The following is an 18,744-nucleotide window of genomic DNA, read 5'->3' as shown; positions in this document are numbered from 1 at the left end:
GATGAGCATCTGGTACAATCATGTGCGCACGCGCATCCGCATGGGCGCGATCGTCGATAATTTCACCCTGATCCGCGGCCGCGCGGCCAACCCCGCGCCGGTCATCAAGTCCGACGCGTACGGGCACGGCCTGCGCGAGACGGCCAGGGCCCTGTTCGCCGCCGGGGCGCGGACCATGGCCGCAGGCACCGTGGGCGAGGCCGCCGTCCTCAAGGAGACGACGCCGGGCGCGGAGGTCATCTCCCTGCTTGGTCCCATCGACGCGGCGGATTACGGGCTGGTCTGCGACCACGACATCATCCCCTTCGCCGGCAGCTCCGAGCAGCTGCTCCTGCTGGAAGAGGCCGCGTCCAAGGCGGGCGTGCCGGTCCGGGTCGCCCTCAAATTCGACACGGGCATGTCCCGGCTCGGGTTCGGGACCGACGAGGCCGGCGGGGTGGCGGATCTTCTGGAGGGGCTCGGCAACGTCCGGGCGGTCATGGCCGCCTCGCATCTGGCCACGGCCGACGGCCCCGACCAGGACGGGTACGTGCAGGAGCAGGCTGGGCGCTTCGAGGGCATCCTGCACGCCCTGCATGCGCGGGGCCTCGACGTGCAGGGCAGCCTGGCCAATTCCGCGGCCATTTTCGGACACCCACGGACGCACCACGGTCTGCAGCGGCCGGGTATAGCGCTCTACGGCGGCAACCCCTTCCACGGCACGGGCCTTGCGCATCTGGGCCAGGGGCTCAAGCAGGGCATGGACGTGGCCAGCCGTCTGGTGCAGGTCCGGACCATCCCGGCCGGCCGCACCGTCAGCTACGGGCGGACCTTCACCGCCACGCAGGAGACGCGCGTCGGCATCGTCGCTGTGGGCTACGCCGACAACTACTCCCGCGGGTTGTCCTCGCGGGCCCAGATGCTCGTCCACGGCCGCAGGGTCGATGTGCTCGGCCGGGTCTGCATGCAGCTCACGGCCGTGGATCTGGGGCCCGTGCCCGAGGCCGCCGTGGGGGACGAGGTCTTCGTCCTCGGCGGGCCCGGGGGGAACGCCATCAGCGCAGATGAAGTGGCCGCGTGGTGGGGGACCATCACCTACGAGGTCTTCTGCCTGCTGGGGCAGAACCCGCGCGAATACGTCGAGTAGGCGCGCTGTCTGGCGGCTCGAAACACATCGCGCCGTTCCCGTGCACGCGGGGACGGCGCGTTTTCATTCCGCGAGCCAGCCCAGCCCCTGGCACAGGTCGTCCAGCAGGTCCTGCGGGTCTTCCAGGCCGATGTTCAGGCGGATGAGCGTCCTGTCCTGCAGCGGGCCGCCGAAGCGCCGCGCAGGGCGCCCCGTGGTCGCCAGGCTCATGAAGCCGCCCCAGCTGTAGCCGATGCCGAAGAACTGCAGGCTGTCGAGGAAGCGGCCGAGGGCGTCGTCAGGGTATTCCTTTTTCAGCGTGATGGCGAAGAGCCCCGACGAGCCGCGGAAGTCCCGCTTCCAGCGGTCGTGCTGGGGGTGGGAGGGCAGGGCCGGGTGCAGGACCGTGTCCACCAGCGGGTGTCCGGCCAGGCCCGAGGCCACGGTCAGGGCCGAGGCCTGGTGCGCGCACATGCGCACGCCCAGGGTCTTGAGCCCCCGCAGGGCCAGGGCGCAGTCTTCGGGCGAAGCGTAGATCTCGCGGCAGGCATAGAAGTCGGCCAGGGTCTGCGCGTGGTCCGCGTTGGCTGACACCGAGCCCATGAGCAGGTCCGAGTGGCCGCAGATGTACTTTGTCACGGACTGGATGACCACATCCACGCCCAGCGCGAAGGGGTCGAGAAACAGGGGCGTGGCCCAGGTGTTGTCGAGGACCGTGACGATCCCGCGCCTGCGCGCCTCGGCGGTCACGGCCGGGATGTCCTGGATCTCGAAGGTGATGGAGCCGGGGGACTCCAGGAAGACGAGGCGCGTCTCGGGACGCAGGAACTGCGTGATATCCGCGCCGACGTCCGGCGGGACGGCGTCGCAGCGCACGCCGAATTTCCCGAGGACCTCGCGGCAGAAGCGGGTCGTGGGCCCGTAGACGTTGTCGCAGACCAGCACGTGGTCGCCGGCCTGCACAAAGGCCATGAGCGTCTCGGAGATGGCGCTGATGCCCGAGGGGAAGACCCGCGTCAGGGCGGCCCTCTCCAGGTCCTGCAGGGCTTCCTCCAGCATGCGCTGCTGGGGCAGGCGGTCTGTGCCGTAGGTGATGCCGGGGTATTCGCCCCGTCCTGCCCGCAGGAAGTCGGCGTGGCTGTCGAAGAGGACGGTGGAGCCGCGCTGGACCGGAGGGCTGACGGTGCGTGCGGCCGGGCAAGGCGTCAGGGGGGCGTGGATCAGTCGTGTGGAGGGGCGCATGGGGGGAACTCCCGTGTTTAGCAAGAACCGTGCGGAAGAAAATCGGGCTTGAGGTTTTGACGAAAGGGATTTCCTCGTGTAGGTACTCCCGAAATATTCTGGAACAGGAGGGGAAGCTATGGGTTTTCGACACAGTGGGCAAGGCCCTGTTGACTGGCTGCATGTGCTGTGCGCGTTTCTCTTCGCCCTGGCCCTCGCCGGCGGGGGATGCGCCCCCAAGGCTGCGGGACCTGGTTCCGCAGGCATGCAGGCTCCGGATCAGCAGACCGCCTGTGCGCCTGTGACGACCCCGGAAAACGCTCCCGTTCCCGCTCCGCCCCGCGAGGCCGACTTCTCGGCAGTTTTCGACGAACACGATCATCTTTTCGGCGACATGTCCCTGAACGGGGACGTTGAAGACGGCGAGCAGGAAGACGCGGCCATGACGCAGGACTCCCTCGAATCCGTCGAGGACGTTCCCTCGGTCAGCGATATCGTGCTGGCCGAGTACGAGGATTGGCAGGGTGTCAGATACCGTCCCGGGGGGACCGACTACCGCGGCGTGGATTGCTCCGGGCTGGTCCAGGCCATCTTCCGGGATGCCTTCGAGGTGGACCTGCCCCGCTGCTCCACCGACCAGGCCAGGCTTGGAGAGGCCGTGCCCAAGGGCGACATCCGCCCCGGTGACCTCCTGTATTTCATCGACCGCGGCCGCAAGCACGTCGGCGTGGCGGTCAACGATCATCAGTTCATCCACGCGTCCCGCCGCAAGGGCGTGATCATCTCCAAATTCGAAGGCTACTGGTCCAAGCGTCTCATCCGCGTCCGCCGGATTCTCGACGAAAAGGACCAAGACGCGCTGATGCGCAAGGGCGGCTGAGGCCCGAGCCTCGCCCCGATCCCGCCCCGGCGGCGGCACATGGGAAAATGGGCATGCGCTGTCTCACGTTTCCGATTCCCTTCATCCGACCGCTCCTCGTTCTCGCCGCCTGCGCCCTTTTCCTGTCCGCCGGCTGCGCATCCAAGACCGTCATCCAATCTGTCCCGTCTCCTTCTCCCGTACAGCAGCCCGCCAGGCAGCCTGCCGTGACGGAAACCCTCCTGGCCAGATACGAGGCCTGGAAGGGCGTTCCGCACCGCATCGGCGGCACGGACCACCGTGGCGTGGACTGTTCGGGGCTCATGCAGATCGTGTTCCGGGAAGCCTTCGACATGGAGTTGCCGCGCACCTCGCGGGAGCAGAGCAGGCTTGGGCAGAACGTGCCGCCGGCCGACATGCGGCCCGGCGACCTGGTCTATTTCATCGACAAGCGCGGCGATCACATTGGCGTGGTGGTCGAGCGCGGCAGGTTCCTGCACGCGTCCGCGACCGTCGGGGTGACCGTATCGCAGTTCGACGCCTACTGGTGGCCGCGCCTCAAGCGGGTGCAGCGCGTGCTGCCGCCCTCCCTCACCGCGGCCCAGTCAGGTTTCTGAGCCTCCTGGCCAGCATCCATCCGTACATCCCCCCATTGATCAGCAGCACAGCCGCGGCCAGGGCCAGCTGAACCCCGCGCGTCAGCCCTTCGGGGTAGATGACCGCCAGCAGGTAGTGCTCCAGGAAACTCCCGTCGTACCCGGCCTGGCCGGCCCGGCGCAACAGCTCGTTTTCCAGGTCCGTCAGGGGGCAGTACCAGCCCGCGGCCTCGACCAGGAAGCCCCAGACGACGGCGGGAAGATGGATGAAGGCGAAGCGCGGCCGGCGTTGCACGGCCAGGGAGCCGAAAACCACCAGGCAGATGAAGAGCAGGTGCAGGGCAAGGACGGCGTTTGCGGCCAGGAGATGGAGCATTGCGGCCCCCGCAACGTGAAGCGGGGAAGGAGTCGCCCCCTTCCCCGCGTGTTCGGTTCTAGACTTCGAAGAGCATTTCCAGGTCCGACCTGGTGAGGCTCTTCCAGGCCGTCTGGCCGGGTATGATGGAGTCGGCGATGCCTTTCTTGGACTCCTGGAGCTTCAGGATCTTCTCCTCGACCGTGTTCTCGCAGATCATCTTGTAGGCGAAGACCTGGCGGGTCTGGCCGATGCGGTGCGTGCGGTCCGTGGCCTGGTCCTCCACGGCCGGGTTCCACCACGGGTCGTAGTGGATGACGTAGTCGGCCGAGGTCAGGTTGAGGCCCGTGCCGCCCGCCTTGAGCGAGATCAGGAAGATGGGGATCTCGGGCGTGTTGTTGAACTTGTCGACCTGCTCGAAGCGGTCCTTGGATGTGCCGTCGAGGTAGCAGAAGGGGATCTCGACCATGTGCAGCCAGTTGCGGATGATATGCAGCATCTGCACGAACTGCGAGAAGACCAGCACCTTGTGCCCGTCGTCGATGATGGAGGTCACCAGGTCCTTGAAGGCCTCGAACTTGCCCGAGGACAGGTTGGCGTTGAAGCCGGGCATGTCGAGCTTTAAGAGGCGCGGATGGCAGCAGATCTGGCGCAGCTTCAATAGCGCGTCCAGGATGGAGATCTGGCTCTGGCCGATGCCCTTCTCGTCCACGTCCTGCAGGACCTGTTCTTTCAGCTTCTTGGCCAGGGCGGCGTAGAGGTCGCGCTGGTCGTCGAGCAGGGCCGAGTAGTAGATGTTCTCGACCTTGGGCGGCAGGTCCTTGGCCACCTCGTTCTTGGTGCGGCGCAGGATGAAGGGTTTGACGCGGGCTTTGAGGTAGCCCAGGCTGTCGTCGTCGCCGTCCTTGATGGGCTTGACGAAGCCCTTCTGGAAGGAGGCCTGGGAGCCCAGGAAGCCGGGCATGAGGAACTCGAACAGGGACCACAGCTCAAGGAGCGTGTTCTCGATGGGCGTGCCAGACAGGCACAGGCGGAAGCGGGCCTGCATCTTGCGCACGCTTCTGGCCGTGATGGTGTTGGGGTTCTTGATGTTCTGGGCCTCGTCCAGGATGATGGCGTTGAACTCGAACTTCATCAACTCGTCCAGGTCCCGGCGCAGCAGGGCGTAGGTCGTGATGATGAGCTCCGAGGACTCGATCTTCTTGAAGAGGTTCTCGCGCCGGGCGCCGTAGATGACCAGGCGCTTCATGTCCGGCACGAACTTCTGGGCCTCGCGTTCCCAGTTGGGCAGGACCGAGGTGGGCACGATGATGAGGTTGGGGCCCTTGTGCCCCTGTTCCTTCATGTACTGCAGGAAGGTCAGGGTCTGGATGGTCTTGCCCAGGCCCATCTCGTCGGCCAGGATGCCGCCGAAGTGGTACTCGCGCAGGAAGTTCAGGTAGCTCACGCCCTGCATCTGGTAGGGGCGAAGGGTCGCGGTCAGGCCCTTGGGCTGGGTGATCTGCTTGATCTCCTGGAAGTCGTTGATCTTGTCACGCAGCGTGTTCCAGAACCCGTCGGACGTGGTCTCGGGGATGTCTTCGAGGATCTTGTCCAGGACCGGGGCCTCGAAATTCTCGAAGCGCTTCTTGGGTGGCTTCTCGGGGTCCAGGCCCAGGGCGATGAGCTTGTGACCGAGCTTCTCCAGCCACGACTCAGGCAGGCTCGTGTAGGAGCCGTCCTTGAGTTGCACGTAGCGCTTGCCCTGGGTCCAGGCCTTCCAGATCTTGTCGATGGGCACGGAGATGTCGTCGTATTCGACGTTTATCTCCAGATTGAACCACTTGTCCTCTTCCTGGGTCTCCACCGTGGCCACGACGTTGGGAGGCGTCAGGCGGACCTTGTAGCGGGTCAGCTCCTTCTCGCCGTAGACGCGGTAGGCCTCGACCAGCTTGGGGTAGGCGTCCAGCAGGAAGGTGATGGCCTCTTCGGGCTCCAGGAACCATATGGAGCTGCTTCTGGGCTGGAAATTCATGTCCACCAGGGTCGTCAGCAGGGCCTCTTCCTCCTCCTGGTCGCGGCGGATGAGGAAGGACTTGCCCTCGAACTGGTAGCTGCCGGTCTGCAGGTCCTGGTTGGGGCCAGGCAGGGAGATGTCGCCGTGCTCGGTCTCGTAGATGTTCTGGATTTCGAGCGTCAGCAGGCTCCCCTCTTCGTTGAGGTAGAGCTTGGGGTTGTAGGTGGCCGGCACGAAGATGGGCTGCATGCGTTCCAGGAACTCGTCCTGGCCGTGCAGGTCCGAAGCCGGGATTTGGGTCCAGACGCGGTCCAGAAACTCCGAGATGTCGGCGTGGGGGATGACCGGCGGCGCGGTGACCAGATCCTGGATCAGGCTCGGACGCAGGCCCGTCTGCACGGGGTAGAAGCTGTGCTTCAGGCAGACCCACAGGGGCAGGTGGCCGTAGAAGGACACGTTCTGGTTCAGGATGGAGAAGGGCACCTTGCCCTCGCGGCCGAGCATGATGTCGAAGGTCAGGCCCTCGTCCGTGAACTTGGGGCGCAACTGCAGCCGCATGGGCGTGCTCTCGATGCGCACGGGCTGCTCGGTCTCCTCCCAGAGCTGGTAGTACTCGTTCTTGATGGCCCAGAAGAACCAGGTCATGAGGCCGAAAGGTATCTCCACCCGGTGGCCGTAGTAGTCGAGGTACTGACCGATCTGCTCGCAGACCCTGGGCAGTTCGGGCGAGATTTCGCACCAGTCGGGGTTGCGGACGATCTGCTCCAGGGTCACGGGGTTCTGGACCGTGGACAGGCCGGACTTGTTCTGGCGCGCGCGGAAGAACTCGACCTGCAGGCGGCCGGGTTCGGCGAAGAAGCGGTAGATGAAGTAGTGGTGGCCCGGTTCCGGCTCCAGGGCGGTGGAGAAGAAATAGCGGAAGCTCTGCTTCCATTCGGACTTGACGGGCTGGGCCTCGTTTTCATGTTTGACGTCCATTTTCGAGAGCAGGCCCAGGGCCGTGGCCGCCACGTGGCGGCAGATGCCGGAAAAGGAATCTTCGCAGTTGCAGTAGGAATGGACGCTGCCGTGGTCCAGATTGATGCCCAGTTCGGACGTATAGGTCTGGAATTCGTCTCCCTGGATCTGACCCTCGACGTCCCAGGTCTCCTCGTCGCGGCGGACGTCGATCTTCTGGATGCCGCCGTCGGCAATGAGATACTGGGCCCCGTCGCGGATATGCTCGGGGATGTTGTCTGACAAAAATGAGTTCAGGATGTGCTGAACGCGTGATTCGACGGAAGTAGGCATTTTGAGGGTTTATCTCCTAAAACCGCATTGGCGGTGATGTGGGCCGTGTCCGCGCGGGGCGGCGGAAATCAAGAGCTGCCGGAGTTCGCACGGTACATCGGTCCATCTAATCAAATCAGAATTCTTTATCAAGAGCCCGGAGAACTTTGGGCGCATCTTTTTCCGTCTTGCCGAAAAAATACATTATCTTTTGCTTATGTAGCAGGAATTGGTGGGGGAAATCCCGACGGATCAGGGGGGGGCGTATGACAATTTGGTCGGTGCCCGCTGGGGAGGAAAGCGAAAGAGAAGTTGACTTTTTGGGGGCCGAAGGCCAATTTCAGGCTGGAAGCGACTCCATCCCCTTGGGGCCAAAGGACAAAACATGATCCGCATTACCGACATTCTGGACCAGGCGTCCACGTACCTCTCCCCGACGGATGTGGCGCTCATCCAGAAAGCCTATGTTTTCTCCGCCGCGGCCCACGCGGGGCAGATTCGCCTTTCGGGCGAGCCCTATCTGTCCCATCCCCTGGAGGTCAGCAACATCCTCGTGGACCTGCGCCTGGACGCGGCCACCATCGTCGCCGGCCTGCTGCACGACACCGTGGAGGACACGGACGCCTCGGTGCCGCAGATCGTGGAGCAGTTCGGGCCCGAGGTCGGCGCCATCGTCGAGGGCGTGACCAAGATCAGCAAGATGAATTTCGAGTCCAAGGAGCAGGCCCAGGCCGAGAACATCCGCAAGATGATCCTGGCCATGGCCGACGACATCCGGGTCATCCTCGTCAAGCTCGCCGACCGCCTGCACAACATCTCCACCCTGGAGTTCCAGAAGGAGTACAAGCAGCGCGCCATAGCCCAGGAGACGCTGGGCATCTACGCCCCCCTGGCCAACCGACTGGGCCTCTACCGCATCAAGGTCCAGCTCGAGAACTACGGCCTGCGGTATCTGAAGCCCGACGTCTACGCCCAGATCTCCGAGGGCATCAACCGCTACCAGGACCAGGGGCAGGCCTACATCGACAAGGTCTGCGCCATGATCCAGGACATCCTGGAGCAGAACGACATCAAGGGCCGCGTCAAGGGCCGCGTCAAGCACGTCTACTCCATCTACCACAAGATGAAGCAGCGCGGCCTGACCCTGGACCAGATCTTCGACATGATCGCCTTCCGCGTGGTGGTGAACAACCTGCGCGAGTGCTACACGGTGCTGGGGCTGGTGCACTCCCTGTGGAAGCCGGTGCCGGGCAAGTTCAAGGACTACATCTCCATGCCCAAGGCCAACATGTACCAGAGTCTGCACTCCACGGTCATCGGGCCCGACGGCGAGCGCATCGAGATCCAGATCCGCACCGAGGAGATGCACCAGCTGGCCGAGAACGGCGTGGCCGCCCACTGGTCCTACAAGGAGCGCGGCAGCAAGAAGGCCCAGGACGCCGAGCGCTTCAGCTGGCTGCGCCAGATCCTGGACTGGCAGGGCGACCTCAAGGACTCCCGCGACTTCATGTCCACCCTGAGCCTCGACCTCTTCCAGGACGAGGTCTACGTCTTCACGCCCAAGGGTCAGGTCAAGGAATTGCCCGAAGGGGCCACGCCCGTGGACTTCGCCTACACCATCCACACGGAGGTCGGGAACCACTGCGCCGGGGCCAAGGTCAACGGCCGCATCGTGCCCCTCAACACGCCGCTCAAGAACGGCGACACCATCGAGATCATCACCGACTCCTCCCGCAACCCCAGCCGCGACTGGCTGCACTTCGTCAAGTCCGGCAAGGCGCGCTCGCGCATCAAGCACTGGATCGGCACCGAGGAGCGGGCCCGCAGCCTGGCCCTGGCCAAGGAACTCCTGGAGAAGGAGGGTCGGCGCATGGGCATCAACGTGGCCAAGGCCATCAAGAACGGTGAGTTCGACCCGGTGGTCAAGGAATTCTCGTTCCGCCACATCGACGATCTCTTTTCCGCCGTGGGGCATGGTCGCATCACGGCCCGCCAGCTGCTGAGGAAGCTCCTGCCCAAGGAGGAGCAGAAGCCCGAGGAGCGCAAGCAGGCCGACAAGGCCGCCGCGGCCCCGGCCAAGCCCAAGGACTCCTCCGACGCCATCAGCATCAAGGGCGTGGACGGGGTGCTCATCCGCTACGCCCAGTGCTGCAACCCCCTGCCCGGGGACCCCATCATCGGCTACATCAGCCGCGGCCTGGGCGTGACCATCCACACCCAGGACTGCCCCAACGTGGCCAACATGGAGGTCGAGCGCCTCATCGACGTCAGCTGGGGCGGCGAGGAGGAGTCCAAGGTCCTGCCGGCCAGGATCAAGGTCATCTGCAAGAACCAGCGCGGCGTGCTCGGCATGGTCAGCGGGCTCCTGGCCAAGGAGGGCATCAACATCGACTCGGGCCAGTTCACGTCGGGCGTGGACGGGATGTCGGAGCTCGATTTCGTCATCGAGGTCAAGACCACGACCCAACTTTACGGGATCATCGAGAAACTGCGCAATCTCGAGTCCGTCCACGAGGTGACGCGCTCCTCGGCGGGGTGAGATAGGGGGCCGTGACGCTCACGGCGTCAGGAACAGGAAAGGGGTTTCGGCATGCGGCTGGAATCCCTTTTTGTCATGGACTGAAGGCTTTTTCGGGTTGAGGAGGTGCGTTGAAAGGCATGGATTCCCGCCTTCGCGGGAATGACTCGATACTGACTCGTAACGATATGTCATTCCCGCGAAGGCGGGAATCCATGGGCGAAGGTCCGAGCGTTTTCGTTTCGGATGGCGTCATTCCCGCGAAGGCGGGAATTCATGCCGTTTGTCCGAAACGACCGCGCTGGGGCGCGGTCAGCCCACGCTGACCAGTTCGATCTCGAAGGTCAGGGCGAAGCCCGCCAGGGGGTGGTTGGCGTCGAGAGTGACGTCGGTGTCGTCGAGTTCCACGATCAGGGCCGGGACCTCATTGCCGTCGGGGGAACGCAGGACGAGCTGCTCGCCCAGGGCTGGCTTGATCTCCGCCGGGAAGGACGTGCGCGGGATGCTGATGACCATCTCCTCGTTGTGGGCGCCGTAGGCCTCCTCCTCGGGGATGGTCACGGTCACGCTCTGGCCCGGTTCCAGCCCGACGATGGCCTTTTCGAAACCGGGAATGACCATGTCCTGGCCGAGGATGACTTCGAGGGGTTCGCGGCCCCGGGAGGAGTCGAACTGGGTGCCGTCGTCCAGGGTGCCGGTGTAGTGAACCAGAACCCTGGTTCCTGCTGCAAGTGCCATGATGCGTCCTTCTTCGGTAAGAGTGTTGGGAAAGTTATCCGGCGCGTTCGAGGTCCCTGAGCCAGACCTCCAGGGTGTTGGGCTGTCCGGGCTGGTGGTCGTCGGGGTAGAGCAGGGCCGACATGTAGAAGACGCTGCCGATGTCCAGGCTGCGCCGGGCGCTTTGGGAGAACATGTCCAGCCGGTTTTCGACCATGGGACGCCGTTCGGGGCTCATGGCCTGCAGCAAGGGTGCGGCGTCCTCCGCCAGGCTCGCCAGGAGTTCGGCCTTGCGGCGCATGCCTTCGCGGTATCCGTCGTCGTCGCCCTTGTTGTGCAGGAGATCCAGGGCGGTTTCCTCCGCCTCCCGGACCAGTCGAATCCGTTCACGCAGAAAATCGAGTAAATTCCTCATGGAGACCTCCGTGTTCTTTCAGGCAGGCTTCAAGCCGCGTGTCCAGGGGGAAGATCAGTCCATCCCCGTGAGCCGTGTAAAAGGAGCGTTGCCTGCGTTGGAATCTGCGGATCTGGCTCAGGTTTGAGCTGCCGATGGGGTCGCATTCCAGTACCGGCGAACGCATGGGGTTCTGCAGAAGATCGAAGACCAGGTCCTGGGCATAGGAGATGGCCTCGGAGATGAAGACCTTCTTGCTCGAAAACGGCAGCAGGTCGCGAACGACGCGCAGGGAGTTCTTGTAGGTGCGCTTCTCCACCAGCCGCAGGCTCTGGCGGAAGATGCGCTTCTTGATGAAGAAAGGGACCTTTCTCTGTCCCATGGTCGCCACCAGCGTATCGTCGGCGTCGGGGTGCGGCACGCGGAATATCCGCGATGCCTGCTTGCGCGGGCATTCGACCTGCAGGTCCGCGAGCATCTCGACGTAGGTGTGGGCGAACTTTCCCCGCCCGGCCGAGAATCCGAGCATGTTGGGCACGAAGTAGTTGTGGGCGATGACGTCGGCGGCCAGGTGGGACAGGTAGCCATAGGCGTAGGCCTGAGCTTCGGCACTCTCGGCCTGGCGCAGCAGGGCCCGACCCATGTCCCAGTTGTGAGAGTGCTTGGGCGTGTAGGCGCAGCCCTTGCCGATGAAGATGTCGGCCGACAGGCAGCCGTAGAGATACTGTTCGGGGTGTGACGCCAGGACCGAAGCCAGGGCCGGCGCGAAGAGGTGCAGATGGGCCAGGACGTTGTTGCCGATGGCCATGTGCACCCCTGGTCCCCAGGCCAGGGCGTCCTGGGGAAGGAGAAGGAGAAGAAGAAAGGCGAAGAGAAGGGCCATGTTCCCCCGGGTCAGTTCTTTTCCCGCGTGGCGTGGAAGGTGATGTCCGGCCATTGTTCCATGATGTATTCCAGGCGCCAGGCGCTGTCCACCAGCAGGGCCAGGTTGCCCTCGGAGTCCGTAGACAGGGAGTGGAGCAGGTCCTTCTGGAAGCGGCCGAGCAGGGATTTGTCGTCGCAGTGGACCCAGCGCGCGGCCGAGAGGTTGACCGGGGCGTAGATGGCGTCCACCGAATACTCATCTTTAAGACGCGAAACGATGACGTCAAACTGCAGCACGCCCACGGCGCCCAGGATGTAGTCGTTGCCGATCATGGGCCGGAAGACCTGCACGGCGCCTTCCTCGGCCAGCTGCTCCAGGCCCTTCTGCAGCTGCTTGGCCTTCAGCGGGCTCTTCAGGATGACCTTGCGGAAATGCTCGGGCGCGAAGTTCGGGATGCCCGTGAACTTGAGCTCCTCCTTGGTCGAGAAGGTGTCGCCGATGCGGATGGTCCCGTGGTTGTGCAGGCCGATGATGTCGCCCGCGAAGGCCTCCTCCACGCCCGTGCGATCCTGGGCCATGAAGATGGTGGCGTTCGATATCTGCACGTCCTTGCCGATGCGGTGGTGGCGGATCTTCATGCCCTTGACGTACTTGCCCGAGCAGATGCGCATGAAGGCGATGCGGTCGCGGTGGGCCTTGTCCATATTCGCCTGGATCTTGAAGACCACGCCCGAGAACTCCTCCTCGAAGGGCGAGACCTCCCGCGTCACGGCCGGGCGGGGGCGCGGGTGGGGAGCCAGCTCGACGAAGGAGTCGAGCATCTCCTGCACGCCGAAATTGTTGATGGCGCTGCCGAAGAAGACCGGGGTCTGGGTCCCGGCCAGGTAGCGCTCCACGGAAAAGGGGTTGCCGGCGCCCTCCAGCAGCTCTAGGTCGCGGCGCAGGTCCTGGGCCTGCAGGCCCAGCAGTTCGTCGAGCTTGGGGTCGTTCACGTCGCTGATGACCACGCCCTGCTGGATGCGGCCGCCGTGGGTGGCCGAGAAGAGGTGGATCTGCTTCTTGTAGATGGAGTAGGTGCCCTTGAAGCCCTTGCCCATGCCGATGGGCCAGCTCAAGGGGGCGCACTCGATGCCCAGGTGCTCCTCGATGTCGGCCAGCACGTCCAGGGGGTCCAGGCCGTCGCGGTCGAGTTTGTTGATGAAGGTCATGATGGGCGTGTTGCGCATGCGGCAGACGTCCATGAGCTTGCGGGTCTGGGCCTCGACGCCCTTGGCGCTGTCGATGACCAGCAGAGCCGAGTCCACGGCCGTCAGCACGCGGTAGGTGTCCTCGGAGAAGTCCTCGTGGCCCGGCGTGTCCAGGAGGTTCACGTCGAAGCCGTTGTACTCGAACTTCATGACCGAGGTGGTCACGGAGATGCCGCGCTCCTGTTCCATCTTCATCCAGTCGGAGGTGGCGTGGCGGGACGCCTTGCGCGACTTGACCGTGCCGGCCATGTTGATGGCGCCGCCGAAGAGCAGGAGCTTCTCCGTCAGGGTCGTCTTGCCCGCGTCCGGGTGGCTGATGATGCCGAAGGTCCGGCGTTTTTCCACGTTCTGTCGAATTTCTCGTGCGAGTGCGCTCATGAGTCTCTCCCGATGCAATCTGGCCCTGTGCTGGGCCAAGGAGGCAGTAGGCGCGATATCGGGAACAGTCAAGGAAGGCCGGGTCCGTTCAAATTGTGAAAATTTTCGCCAATCCCTTGACCCCGCTTCCGGCTCTGCTATGCTGAACCAAAATACTTTCCTATCATTCAACCAGTTATGGAGGTGTGCCATGCAGTATGCGGAAAAGGATCTGCCCGTTCGGCTGCACGACGGGGAAATGCTCGTGCTGGACGACGGCAACGAACTGCGCTGGGAGAGCAATGGCGAGGCCAAGGCGGTGTTTGTCGGCAGCAGTTTCGATGCGGCCATGGAGCTTTTCCCCGGTCAGGAGGAGACGGTCAACGTCGGAGGCAAGAACTTCGTGCTGACCGCCTTTTTTGAGGACGCCATGGAGGTCAAGAAGGCCTGACGCGGGCTGCCGCATCATTGTTCGTGTTCGCGTGCAGGGAGCGCGGTCCGGGTCCCCCGATCGGTCGAGGCCGATGAGGGGGATCCGGCTTTTCCAGCCCCCTGTCGCGGCTTGCGGGCTCTCCGGCCATGGCGTAGAAGCGCGCCATGACAACAGGAGGTGCCCACATGAAGTGGTACGCATATTTTATCGTGATCGCGGCCGTGCTCTGCGCGTCGGGGGCAGGGGCCGCCGAGACGCCGGCCGCGTCCCTGGCCAACGTGCAGCGGGCCATCGACGGCAATGACCAGGTTCTGCTTGAAAAGTACGTCGACGTGCGGGGAATCATCGCCCGCGGGGTGGACGTCTTCGTCAAGGACTACGCGGCGCACCCGGCCGGAGAAGGGGGCGACCCCATGCTCGACATGCTGTCCGGTGGGCTGGCCGCCCAGTCCGGCACGGCCGCCGACCAGTCCATGAAGCTCATGCTCATCGAGGAGACGCGCAAGTTCGTCATCCGCGGCGTGGCCTCGGGTGATTTTTCCGGACGGCCGTCCCAGCGGCAGGACTTGCCCGAGGGCGGCATCTTTTCCGTACTCTTCGCCGATGTGTCCACGGCCCGCAAGGAACTGCGCGGCGTGCAGGTCCAGCCGCCCAAGGGGGAACTGGCATCGGCATCGGCGACCATGTTCGATCACGGCAGCAAACGCGGCTATCCGGTCAAGCTGGGCCTCAAGCGTCAGGCCGAAGGGTACTGGAAGGTCACGGACGTGACGAACATGGCGGAGCTCATCCGCATCGTGCGCAAGGAGGCCGAGGCGAGGTAGCCCGCTTTTACCCGTTCGCCGGCCATGAAGCCCCGCCCGTGCGGGGCTTCATGCTTCCTGGGGCACGGGCAGGGACGGGCGGCGCAGGTCGGCCAGCTTGATGGCGGCCACGCCCGAGAGGAGCAGGGCGCTGCCCAGGACCTGCACCGGCGTCAGGATCTCGCCCAGGACGAGAAAGGCGAAGACGGCGGTGAAGGCCGGCTCCAGGGAGACGATGATGTTGGCGATGCTCGCGTCGAGCAGGGTCAGGCTGACGTTGTAGAACCCGTAGCCGCCCACCGTGGGGATGGCGCCCAGCAGGATCATCACGGTCCAGCCGCGCACGCTGTCGCCCAGCCAGAAAAAGTCCGCGGCGCGAACCGCAGATCCGGGGATGCTCCCGCCCGTCATGTTGATCAGGAAGAGGAACGAGCCGGCAAAGGCGAAGATGTAGAGGAGCGTCGTCCACGGCGAAATGCCGCGTTCGGAGGTCACGCGGCCCATGAGGCTGTAGGCCGTGTAGCACAGGCCCGTCAGCAGTCCGGCCACGACGCCCAGGAGGTTGACCTGCCAGGTCGCGGCCTGCAGCGCGCCGGAAATGAGGGCGCAGCCGGCCATGCACAGGGCGATGGCCGAGATTTTCAGCCAGCCCATGCTCTCGCCCAGGAACTTCCAGCCCAGGACGGCGGTGTAGGCCACGGAGCAGTAGACCATGACCGTGGCCACGGCCGCGCCGTTGTTGGCCACGGAAATGGCCCACAGGCCGTTGAACCCGGCCAGCATGAGCCCGAACAGGGCCAGGAAGGGCAGGTGAGCCCGGTCCACGCGCAGGAGGCGGGGGCTGGCCACGAGCATGACCGGGAGCAGGGTCGCGACCACGAAGACGTTGCGCCAGAAGGCCAGGACCAGGGGCGGCATGTCGAAGTTCGTGACCAGGTAGCGGATGAAGATGGAGGTCGTGGACAGGAAGACGGCGCTGACGAGGGCCGCGGTGTATCCTTGGGCGGAGCGGGACATGGCCATGGGGGATCTCCTTCTTGTGCAGGGCTGGAAGGTGGTCTAGAGGGAAATTGGCCCTGCAAGAAGGGGCAATTTTTCAGAAAAACGACCAGTCCAATTTTTTCCCGGAGAAAACAGTGCGCCTCGCCCTCGACTTCGAATCCGAACAGCCCCTCTATGCCCAGATCGGCCGGCACTTCCGCGAGGCCATCCTGTCCGACAACCTGCGTCCGGGCGTGCGCCTGCCGGCCGTGCGCACCCTGGCCGCGAGCCTCGGCGTGAACCGGGCCACGGTGGAGAGCGCCTATGCCGAGCTCGTGGCCGAAGGGCTCGTTGCCTCCCGCCAGGGCAGTGGCTTCTACGTGCTGGCGCACGCGCCGGGCGAACCGGCCGCGGCGTCCCGTTCCGGGGACTGGCCCGCCTGGCAGGGGCGCCTGCGGTACGGCGGCTACGAGGCCATGAGCGCCTACCTGCCCGAGGCCAGCCGCCAGACGGACTGGATCGCCCTGGACGGCGGGGCCTGCGACCCGAGGCTCTTCCCCATGGACGAGTTCCGCAGGCTGCTCGGCCAGGTCATGCGCCGGGACGGGGCCGCGGCCGTGGAGTACGGGGAGATCGGCGGCTACCGGCCCCTGCGCGCCACCCTGGCCCAGGTCCTGGCCAGCCAGGGCGTGCAGACGAGCGCGGACAGCATCCTCATCACCGCGGGCTCCCAGCAGGCCCTGTCCCTGGTCGCCGCGCTGCTTCTCTCGCCCGGCCAGGGCGTGGTGGCGGAACGCCCGACCTACGCAGGGGCCCTGGACGTCTTCCGCGCCCGCGGCCTGGCCGTCCACACCGTGGGCGTGGACGAGGACGGCATGGACGTGGACGAGCTGGAGCATATCCTCGAACGCCACCGCCCAGGCCTGATCTACACCATCCCCAATTTCCACAACCCCACGGGCGCCTGTCTCGACGGGCAGCGGCGCAGGCGGCTCATCAGCCTGGCCGGGCGTTACGACGTCCCCATCCTGGAGGACGACTACGTCGGCGACATCCGCTACGAGGGCCGCGCCCAGCCCACCCTCAAGTCCCTGGACCCCGACGGCCGCGTCATCTACGTCGGCACCTTCTCCAAGATGCTCATTCCCGGCCTGCGCGTGGGCTTCGTGGTGGCCGACGGCCCGGTCTACGACCACCTCCTGCGCTCCAAGCGCTGCCACGACCTGGCCACCTGCAACCTCATCCAGCGCGCCCTGCGCGAGTATGTGTCCGTGGGCCGCTATCACGCCCACCTGCAGCGCTCCTGCACGGTCTACCGCCGCCGTCGGGACGCCATGCTGGCAGCGTTGGAGCGGCACATGCCCGCGGGTTCGTCCTGGGTGCGTCCCAAGGGCGGCCTCTTCGTCTGGGCCAGGCTGCCGGAGGGCATGAAGGCCTCGGAGGTGCTGCCCTGGGCCTGCGAGGAGGGCATGGTTTTTGCGCCGGGAGGGAATTTCCATCTCGACCCGGCCGAGGGCGAGGGGTGCATGCGGCTGAATTTCGCCTCGAATAGCGAGGCGGTCATTGAAGAGGGGATCAGGCGGCTGGGACGGGCCGTCGGTCGCCAAGACAGTCCGGGGCGTTGTTGATCCCGTGGCCGCCGGGTATTACGTAACGGACGTTTACGATTCGGACTATGACAAGGAGGCGTTCATGCCCGAAATTCCATCAGCCGAAGCCTGCGACCTTTGCGGCCGCAGCGGCGACACCCAGAACCTTGTGCCCATCTCCGCTCTGCGGCCTTCGCTGCAGCGCTTCATTCTGTCCCTCCATCCCGTGCTCAGTGCCGAGGGTCGGATCTGCCCCGAGGACGTGAACGAGTACCGGAACCGGTACCTGTCGGAAATGTTGGAGGAGGAGAAGGGCGAACTGACGCGGCTGGAGGAGGACGTCCTGCGCAGCCTGCGGGACGAGGAGCTGCTCTCCTCCAACATCAACGAGGAGTACTCGGAATCCCTGACCATGGGCGAACGGCTGGCGGACAGGCTGGCCGACTTCGGCGGCAGCTGGAAGTTCATCCTTATCTTCGCCGGTACGCTCGTGGTCTGGATCTGCTGGAATGCGTACCAGGCGGCGCAGGCCTTCGACCCGTATCCCTTCATCCTGCTCAATCTGGTGCTCTCGTGTCTGGCCGCCCTGCAGGCCCCGGTCATCATGATGAGCCAGAACCGGCAGGAGGCCAAGGACCGCCTGCGCTCCGAGAACGACTACCAAGTCAACCTCAAGGCCGAGCTGGAGATCAAGCACCTGAACGAAAAGGTGGACCACCTGCTGACCCGCCAGTGGCAGCGACTGCTGGAAATCCAGGACCTTCAGGTCCAGCTCATCGAGGACCTGCGCAGCCGGTCCGGCGAAGCCCCGGCGCGTCGGGAGAGGGCCTGATGATCCTGCCGCCGATGGCTGAACTCCTGGCCTCGTACGGATACGCGGTGCTGTTCGTGGGGACGTTCCTCGAAGGGGAGACCGTGCTCGTCGCTGCCGGCTTCCTGGCGCACCGCGGCTACATGGACCTGTGGCTGGTCGTCCTGTGCGCGTATCTCGGCAGCCTGGCGGGGGATCAGCTCTTTTTCTTTCTCGGCCGCCGGCACGGGCAGCAGTGGCTCGCACGCCACGAGGGGTGGCGGGCCGGAATCGAGCGCGTCGACCGGCTCATGTCGCGGTACGGCTGGGTTGTCCTGCTGGGCTTCCGCTTTGCCTACGGGCTGCGCTCCGTGACCCCGTTCGCCCTGGGGTTGAGCGGGCTGCCGGCCGTGAAATTCGCGGCCTTCAATCTCGTCGGGGCCCTGATCTGGGCGGTAGTCGTGGGAGGTGCGGGGTACCTGTTCGGCTCCACGCTGGCGCTCTTCCTGGACCGGCTGGCCCACTACGAGCATCTCTTGGCCGCCGGAATCCTGGCGGCGGGCGTTGCCATCTGGGCCGGTCGCCGTTGGCTGAACAGGCGGAGAAAGGCCTGACGTCGTAGGGACGAAAAATTTGTCGCCCCTACAGA

At 64.9% G+C, this 18,744-nt stretch carries 17 protein-coding genes; 9 read left to right on the top strand and 8 right to left on the bottom strand.

Annotated features, from left to right (window positions below):
* Position 1 precedes the first annotated feature (1 nt).
* Positions 2-1,126: an alanine racemase gene (alr, locus tag ACYQ3G_RS01665; protein ID WP_459821779.1), complete on the top strand. Its 1,125-nt coding sequence runs from the start codon at positions 2-4 to the stop codon at positions 1,124-1,126.
* A 63-nt stretch (positions 1,127-1,189) separates the two neighbouring features.
* Here the strand turns inward: alr and metC are convergent, their stop codons facing one another.
* A complete protein-coding gene (metC, locus tag ACYQ3G_RS01660; RefSeq protein ID WP_459821777.1) occupies positions 1,190-2,347 on the bottom strand; it encodes a cystathionine beta-lyase in 1,158 nt (385 codons plus the stop codon).
* 118 nt (positions 2,348-2,465) lie between these two features.
* Between metC and ACYQ3G_RS01655 the strand changes: the two genes are divergently transcribed.
* Both ACYQ3G_RS01655 and ACYQ3G_RS01650 read left to right on the top strand, forming a co-directional pair.
* Positions 2,466-3,206, top strand: a complete 741-nt coding sequence (locus ACYQ3G_RS01655; RefSeq protein ID WP_459821775.1) for an NlpC/P60 family protein — start codon at positions 2,466-2,468, stop codon at positions 3,204-3,206.
* A 53-nt stretch (positions 3,207-3,259) separates the two neighbouring features.
* Positions 3,260-3,802, top strand: a complete 543-nt coding sequence (locus ACYQ3G_RS01650; RefSeq protein ID WP_459821773.1) for a C40 family peptidase — start codon at positions 3,260-3,262, stop codon at positions 3,800-3,802.
* On the opposite strand, the gene ACYQ3G_RS01645 is transcribed toward ACYQ3G_RS01650, so the two are convergent.
* Together ACYQ3G_RS01645 and ACYQ3G_RS01640 are read right to left on the bottom strand one after the other, a co-directional pair.
* Positions 3,777-4,157: a DUF2784 domain-containing protein gene (locus ACYQ3G_RS01645; protein WP_459821771.1), complete on the bottom strand. Its 381-nt coding sequence runs from the start codon at positions 4,155-4,157 to the stop codon at positions 3,777-3,779. The two genes, ACYQ3G_RS01650 and ACYQ3G_RS01645, sit on opposite strands and share 26 nt — an antisense overlap.
* Before the next feature lie 58 nt (positions 4,158-4,215).
* The gene (locus tag ACYQ3G_RS01640) at positions 4,216-7,422 is read right to left on the bottom strand and encodes a DEAD/DEAH box helicase (RefSeq protein ID WP_459821769.1); all 3,207 of its coding nucleotides are present in this window, start codon (positions 7,420-7,422) and stop codon (positions 4,216-4,218) included.
* A gap of 364 nt (positions 7,423-7,786) precedes the next feature.
* Here ACYQ3G_RS01640 and ACYQ3G_RS01635 point away from each other — a divergent pair, with 364 nt between their 5' ends.
* Positions 7,787-9,940: a RelA/SpoT family protein gene (locus tag ACYQ3G_RS01635; protein WP_459821767.1), complete on the top strand. Its 2,154-nt coding sequence runs from the start codon at positions 7,787-7,789 to the stop codon at positions 9,938-9,940.
* 291 nt (positions 9,941-10,231) lie between these two features.
* Here ACYQ3G_RS01635 and ACYQ3G_RS01630 read toward each other — a convergent pair whose 3' ends face one another.
* The 4 genes from ACYQ3G_RS01630 to ACYQ3G_RS01615 are packed head-to-tail and all read right to left on the bottom strand — an operon-like array spanning position 10,232 to position 13,520.
* On the bottom strand, positions 10,232-10,657 hold the full coding sequence (locus ACYQ3G_RS01630) for an FKBP-type peptidyl-prolyl cis-trans isomerase (RefSeq protein ID WP_459821765.1): 426 nt from the start codon (positions 10,655-10,657) through the stop codon (positions 10,232-10,234).
* A gap of 34 nt (positions 10,658-10,691) precedes the next feature.
* Complete coding sequence (locus ACYQ3G_RS01625) at positions 10,692-11,051, bottom strand: hypothetical protein (protein ID WP_459821763.1); 360 nt, start codon at positions 11,049-11,051, stop codon at positions 10,692-10,694.
* Positions 11,023-11,913: a zinc dependent phospholipase C family protein gene (locus ACYQ3G_RS01620; protein ID WP_459821761.1), complete on the bottom strand. Its 891-nt coding sequence runs from the start codon at positions 11,911-11,913 to the stop codon at positions 11,023-11,025. Before ACYQ3G_RS01620 ends, ACYQ3G_RS01625 begins: the two co-directional genes overlap by 29 nt.
* 11 nt (positions 11,914-11,924) lie before the next feature.
* Positions 11,925-13,520, bottom strand: a complete 1,596-nt coding sequence (locus ACYQ3G_RS01615; protein WP_459821759.1) for a peptide chain release factor 3 — start codon at positions 13,518-13,520, stop codon at positions 11,925-11,927.
* A gap of 190 nt (positions 13,521-13,710) precedes the next feature.
* Here ACYQ3G_RS01615 and ACYQ3G_RS01610 point away from each other — a divergent pair, with 190 nt between their 5' ends.
* Both ACYQ3G_RS01610 and ACYQ3G_RS01605 read left to right on the top strand, forming a co-directional pair.
* Positions 13,711-13,950 (top strand): hypothetical protein, encoded by a 240-nt coding sequence (locus tag ACYQ3G_RS01610; protein ID WP_459821757.1) that lies wholly within the window; start codon positions 13,711-13,713, stop codon positions 13,948-13,950.
* A gap of 167 nt (positions 13,951-14,117) precedes the next feature.
* A complete protein-coding gene (locus tag ACYQ3G_RS01605; protein ID WP_459821756.1) occupies positions 14,118-14,756 on the top strand; it encodes a hypothetical protein in 639 nt (212 codons plus the stop codon).
* Positions 14,757-14,804: 48 nt separating this feature from the next.
* On the opposite strand, the gene ACYQ3G_RS01600 is transcribed toward ACYQ3G_RS01605, so the two are convergent.
* On the bottom strand, positions 14,805-15,758 hold the full coding sequence (locus tag ACYQ3G_RS01600) for a DMT family transporter (RefSeq protein ID WP_459821754.1): 954 nt from the start codon (positions 15,756-15,758) through the stop codon (positions 14,805-14,807).
* Positions 15,759-15,871: 113 nt separating this feature from the next.
* On the opposite strand from ACYQ3G_RS01600, the gene pdxR reads away from it, so the two are divergent.
* The 3 genes from pdxR to ACYQ3G_RS01585 all read left to right on the top strand — a co-directional run bounded on the left by pdxR (position 15,872) and on the right by ACYQ3G_RS01585 (position 18,709).
* A complete protein-coding gene (pdxR, locus tag ACYQ3G_RS01595; protein ID WP_459821752.1) occupies positions 15,872-17,344 on the top strand; it encodes a MocR-like pyridoxine biosynthesis transcription factor PdxR in 1,473 nt (490 codons plus the stop codon).
* A gap of 64 nt (positions 17,345-17,408) precedes the next feature.
* Positions 17,409-18,137: a DUF1003 domain-containing protein gene (locus ACYQ3G_RS01590; RefSeq protein WP_459821750.1), complete on the top strand. Its 729-nt coding sequence runs from the start codon at positions 17,409-17,411 to the stop codon at positions 18,135-18,137.
* Entirely contained in the window at positions 18,137-18,709 is a 573-nt protein-coding gene (locus ACYQ3G_RS01585; protein WP_459821748.1) for a DedA family protein, read from the top strand. The genes ACYQ3G_RS01590 and ACYQ3G_RS01585 overlap by 1 nt, the downstream gene beginning before the upstream one ends.
* Positions 18,710-18,744: the final 35 nt, after the last annotated feature.

Source organism: Desulfomicrobium salsuginis (genome assembly GCF_054657795.1).
The sequence above is the reverse complement of the archived record's forward strand: the minus strand, read 5'-3'. Positions and strand labels throughout refer to the sequence as shown.

Coding starts and splice junctions, on each gene's coding strand:
- alr (WP_459821779.1), top strand. CDS start 2: ATGAGCATCTGGTACAATCATGTGCGCACGCGCATCCGCATGGGCGCG.
- metC (WP_459821777.1), bottom strand. CDS start 2,347: ATGCGCCCCTCCACACGACTGATCCACGCCCCCCTGACGCCTTGCCCG.
- ACYQ3G_RS01655 (WP_459821775.1), top strand. CDS start 2,466: ATGGGTTTTCGACACAGTGGGCAAGGCCCTGTTGACTGGCTGCATGTG.
- ACYQ3G_RS01650 (WP_459821773.1), top strand. CDS start 3,260: ATGCGCTGTCTCACGTTTCCGATTCCCTTCATCCGACCGCTCCTCGTT.
- ACYQ3G_RS01645 (WP_459821771.1), bottom strand. CDS start 4,157: ATGCTCCATCTCCTGGCCGCAAACGCCGTCCTTGCCCTGCACCTGCTC.
- ACYQ3G_RS01640 (WP_459821769.1), bottom strand. CDS start 7,422: ATGCCTACTTCCGTCGAATCACGCGTTCAGCACATCCTGAACTCATTT.
- ACYQ3G_RS01635 (WP_459821767.1), top strand. CDS start 7,787: ATGATCCGCATTACCGACATTCTGGACCAGGCGTCCACGTACCTCTCC.
- ACYQ3G_RS01630 (WP_459821765.1), bottom strand. CDS start 10,657: ATGGCACTTGCAGCAGGAACCAGGGTTCTGGTTCACTACACCGGCACC.
- ACYQ3G_RS01625 (WP_459821763.1), bottom strand. CDS start 11,051: ATGAGGAATTTACTCGATTTTCTGCGTGAACGGATTCGACTGGTCCGG.
- ACYQ3G_RS01620 (WP_459821761.1), bottom strand. CDS start 11,913: ATGGCCCTTCTCTTCGCCTTTCTTCTTCTCCTTCTCCTTCCCCAGGAC.
- ACYQ3G_RS01615 (WP_459821759.1), bottom strand. CDS start 13,520: ATGAGCGCACTCGCACGAGAAATTCGACAGAACGTGGAAAAACGCCGG.
- ACYQ3G_RS01610 (WP_459821757.1), top strand. CDS start 13,711: ATGCAGTATGCGGAAAAGGATCTGCCCGTTCGGCTGCACGACGGGGAA.
- ACYQ3G_RS01605 (WP_459821756.1), top strand. CDS start 14,118: ATGAAGTGGTACGCATATTTTATCGTGATCGCGGCCGTGCTCTGCGCG.
- ACYQ3G_RS01600 (WP_459821754.1), bottom strand. CDS start 15,758: ATGGCCATGTCCCGCTCCGCCCAAGGATACACCGCGGCCCTCGTCAGC.
- ACYQ3G_RS01590 (WP_459821750.1), top strand. CDS start 17,409: ATGCCCGAAATTCCATCAGCCGAAGCCTGCGACCTTTGCGGCCGCAGC.
- ACYQ3G_RS01585 (WP_459821748.1), top strand. CDS start 18,137: ATGATCCTGCCGCCGATGGCTGAACTCCTGGCCTCGTACGGATACGCG.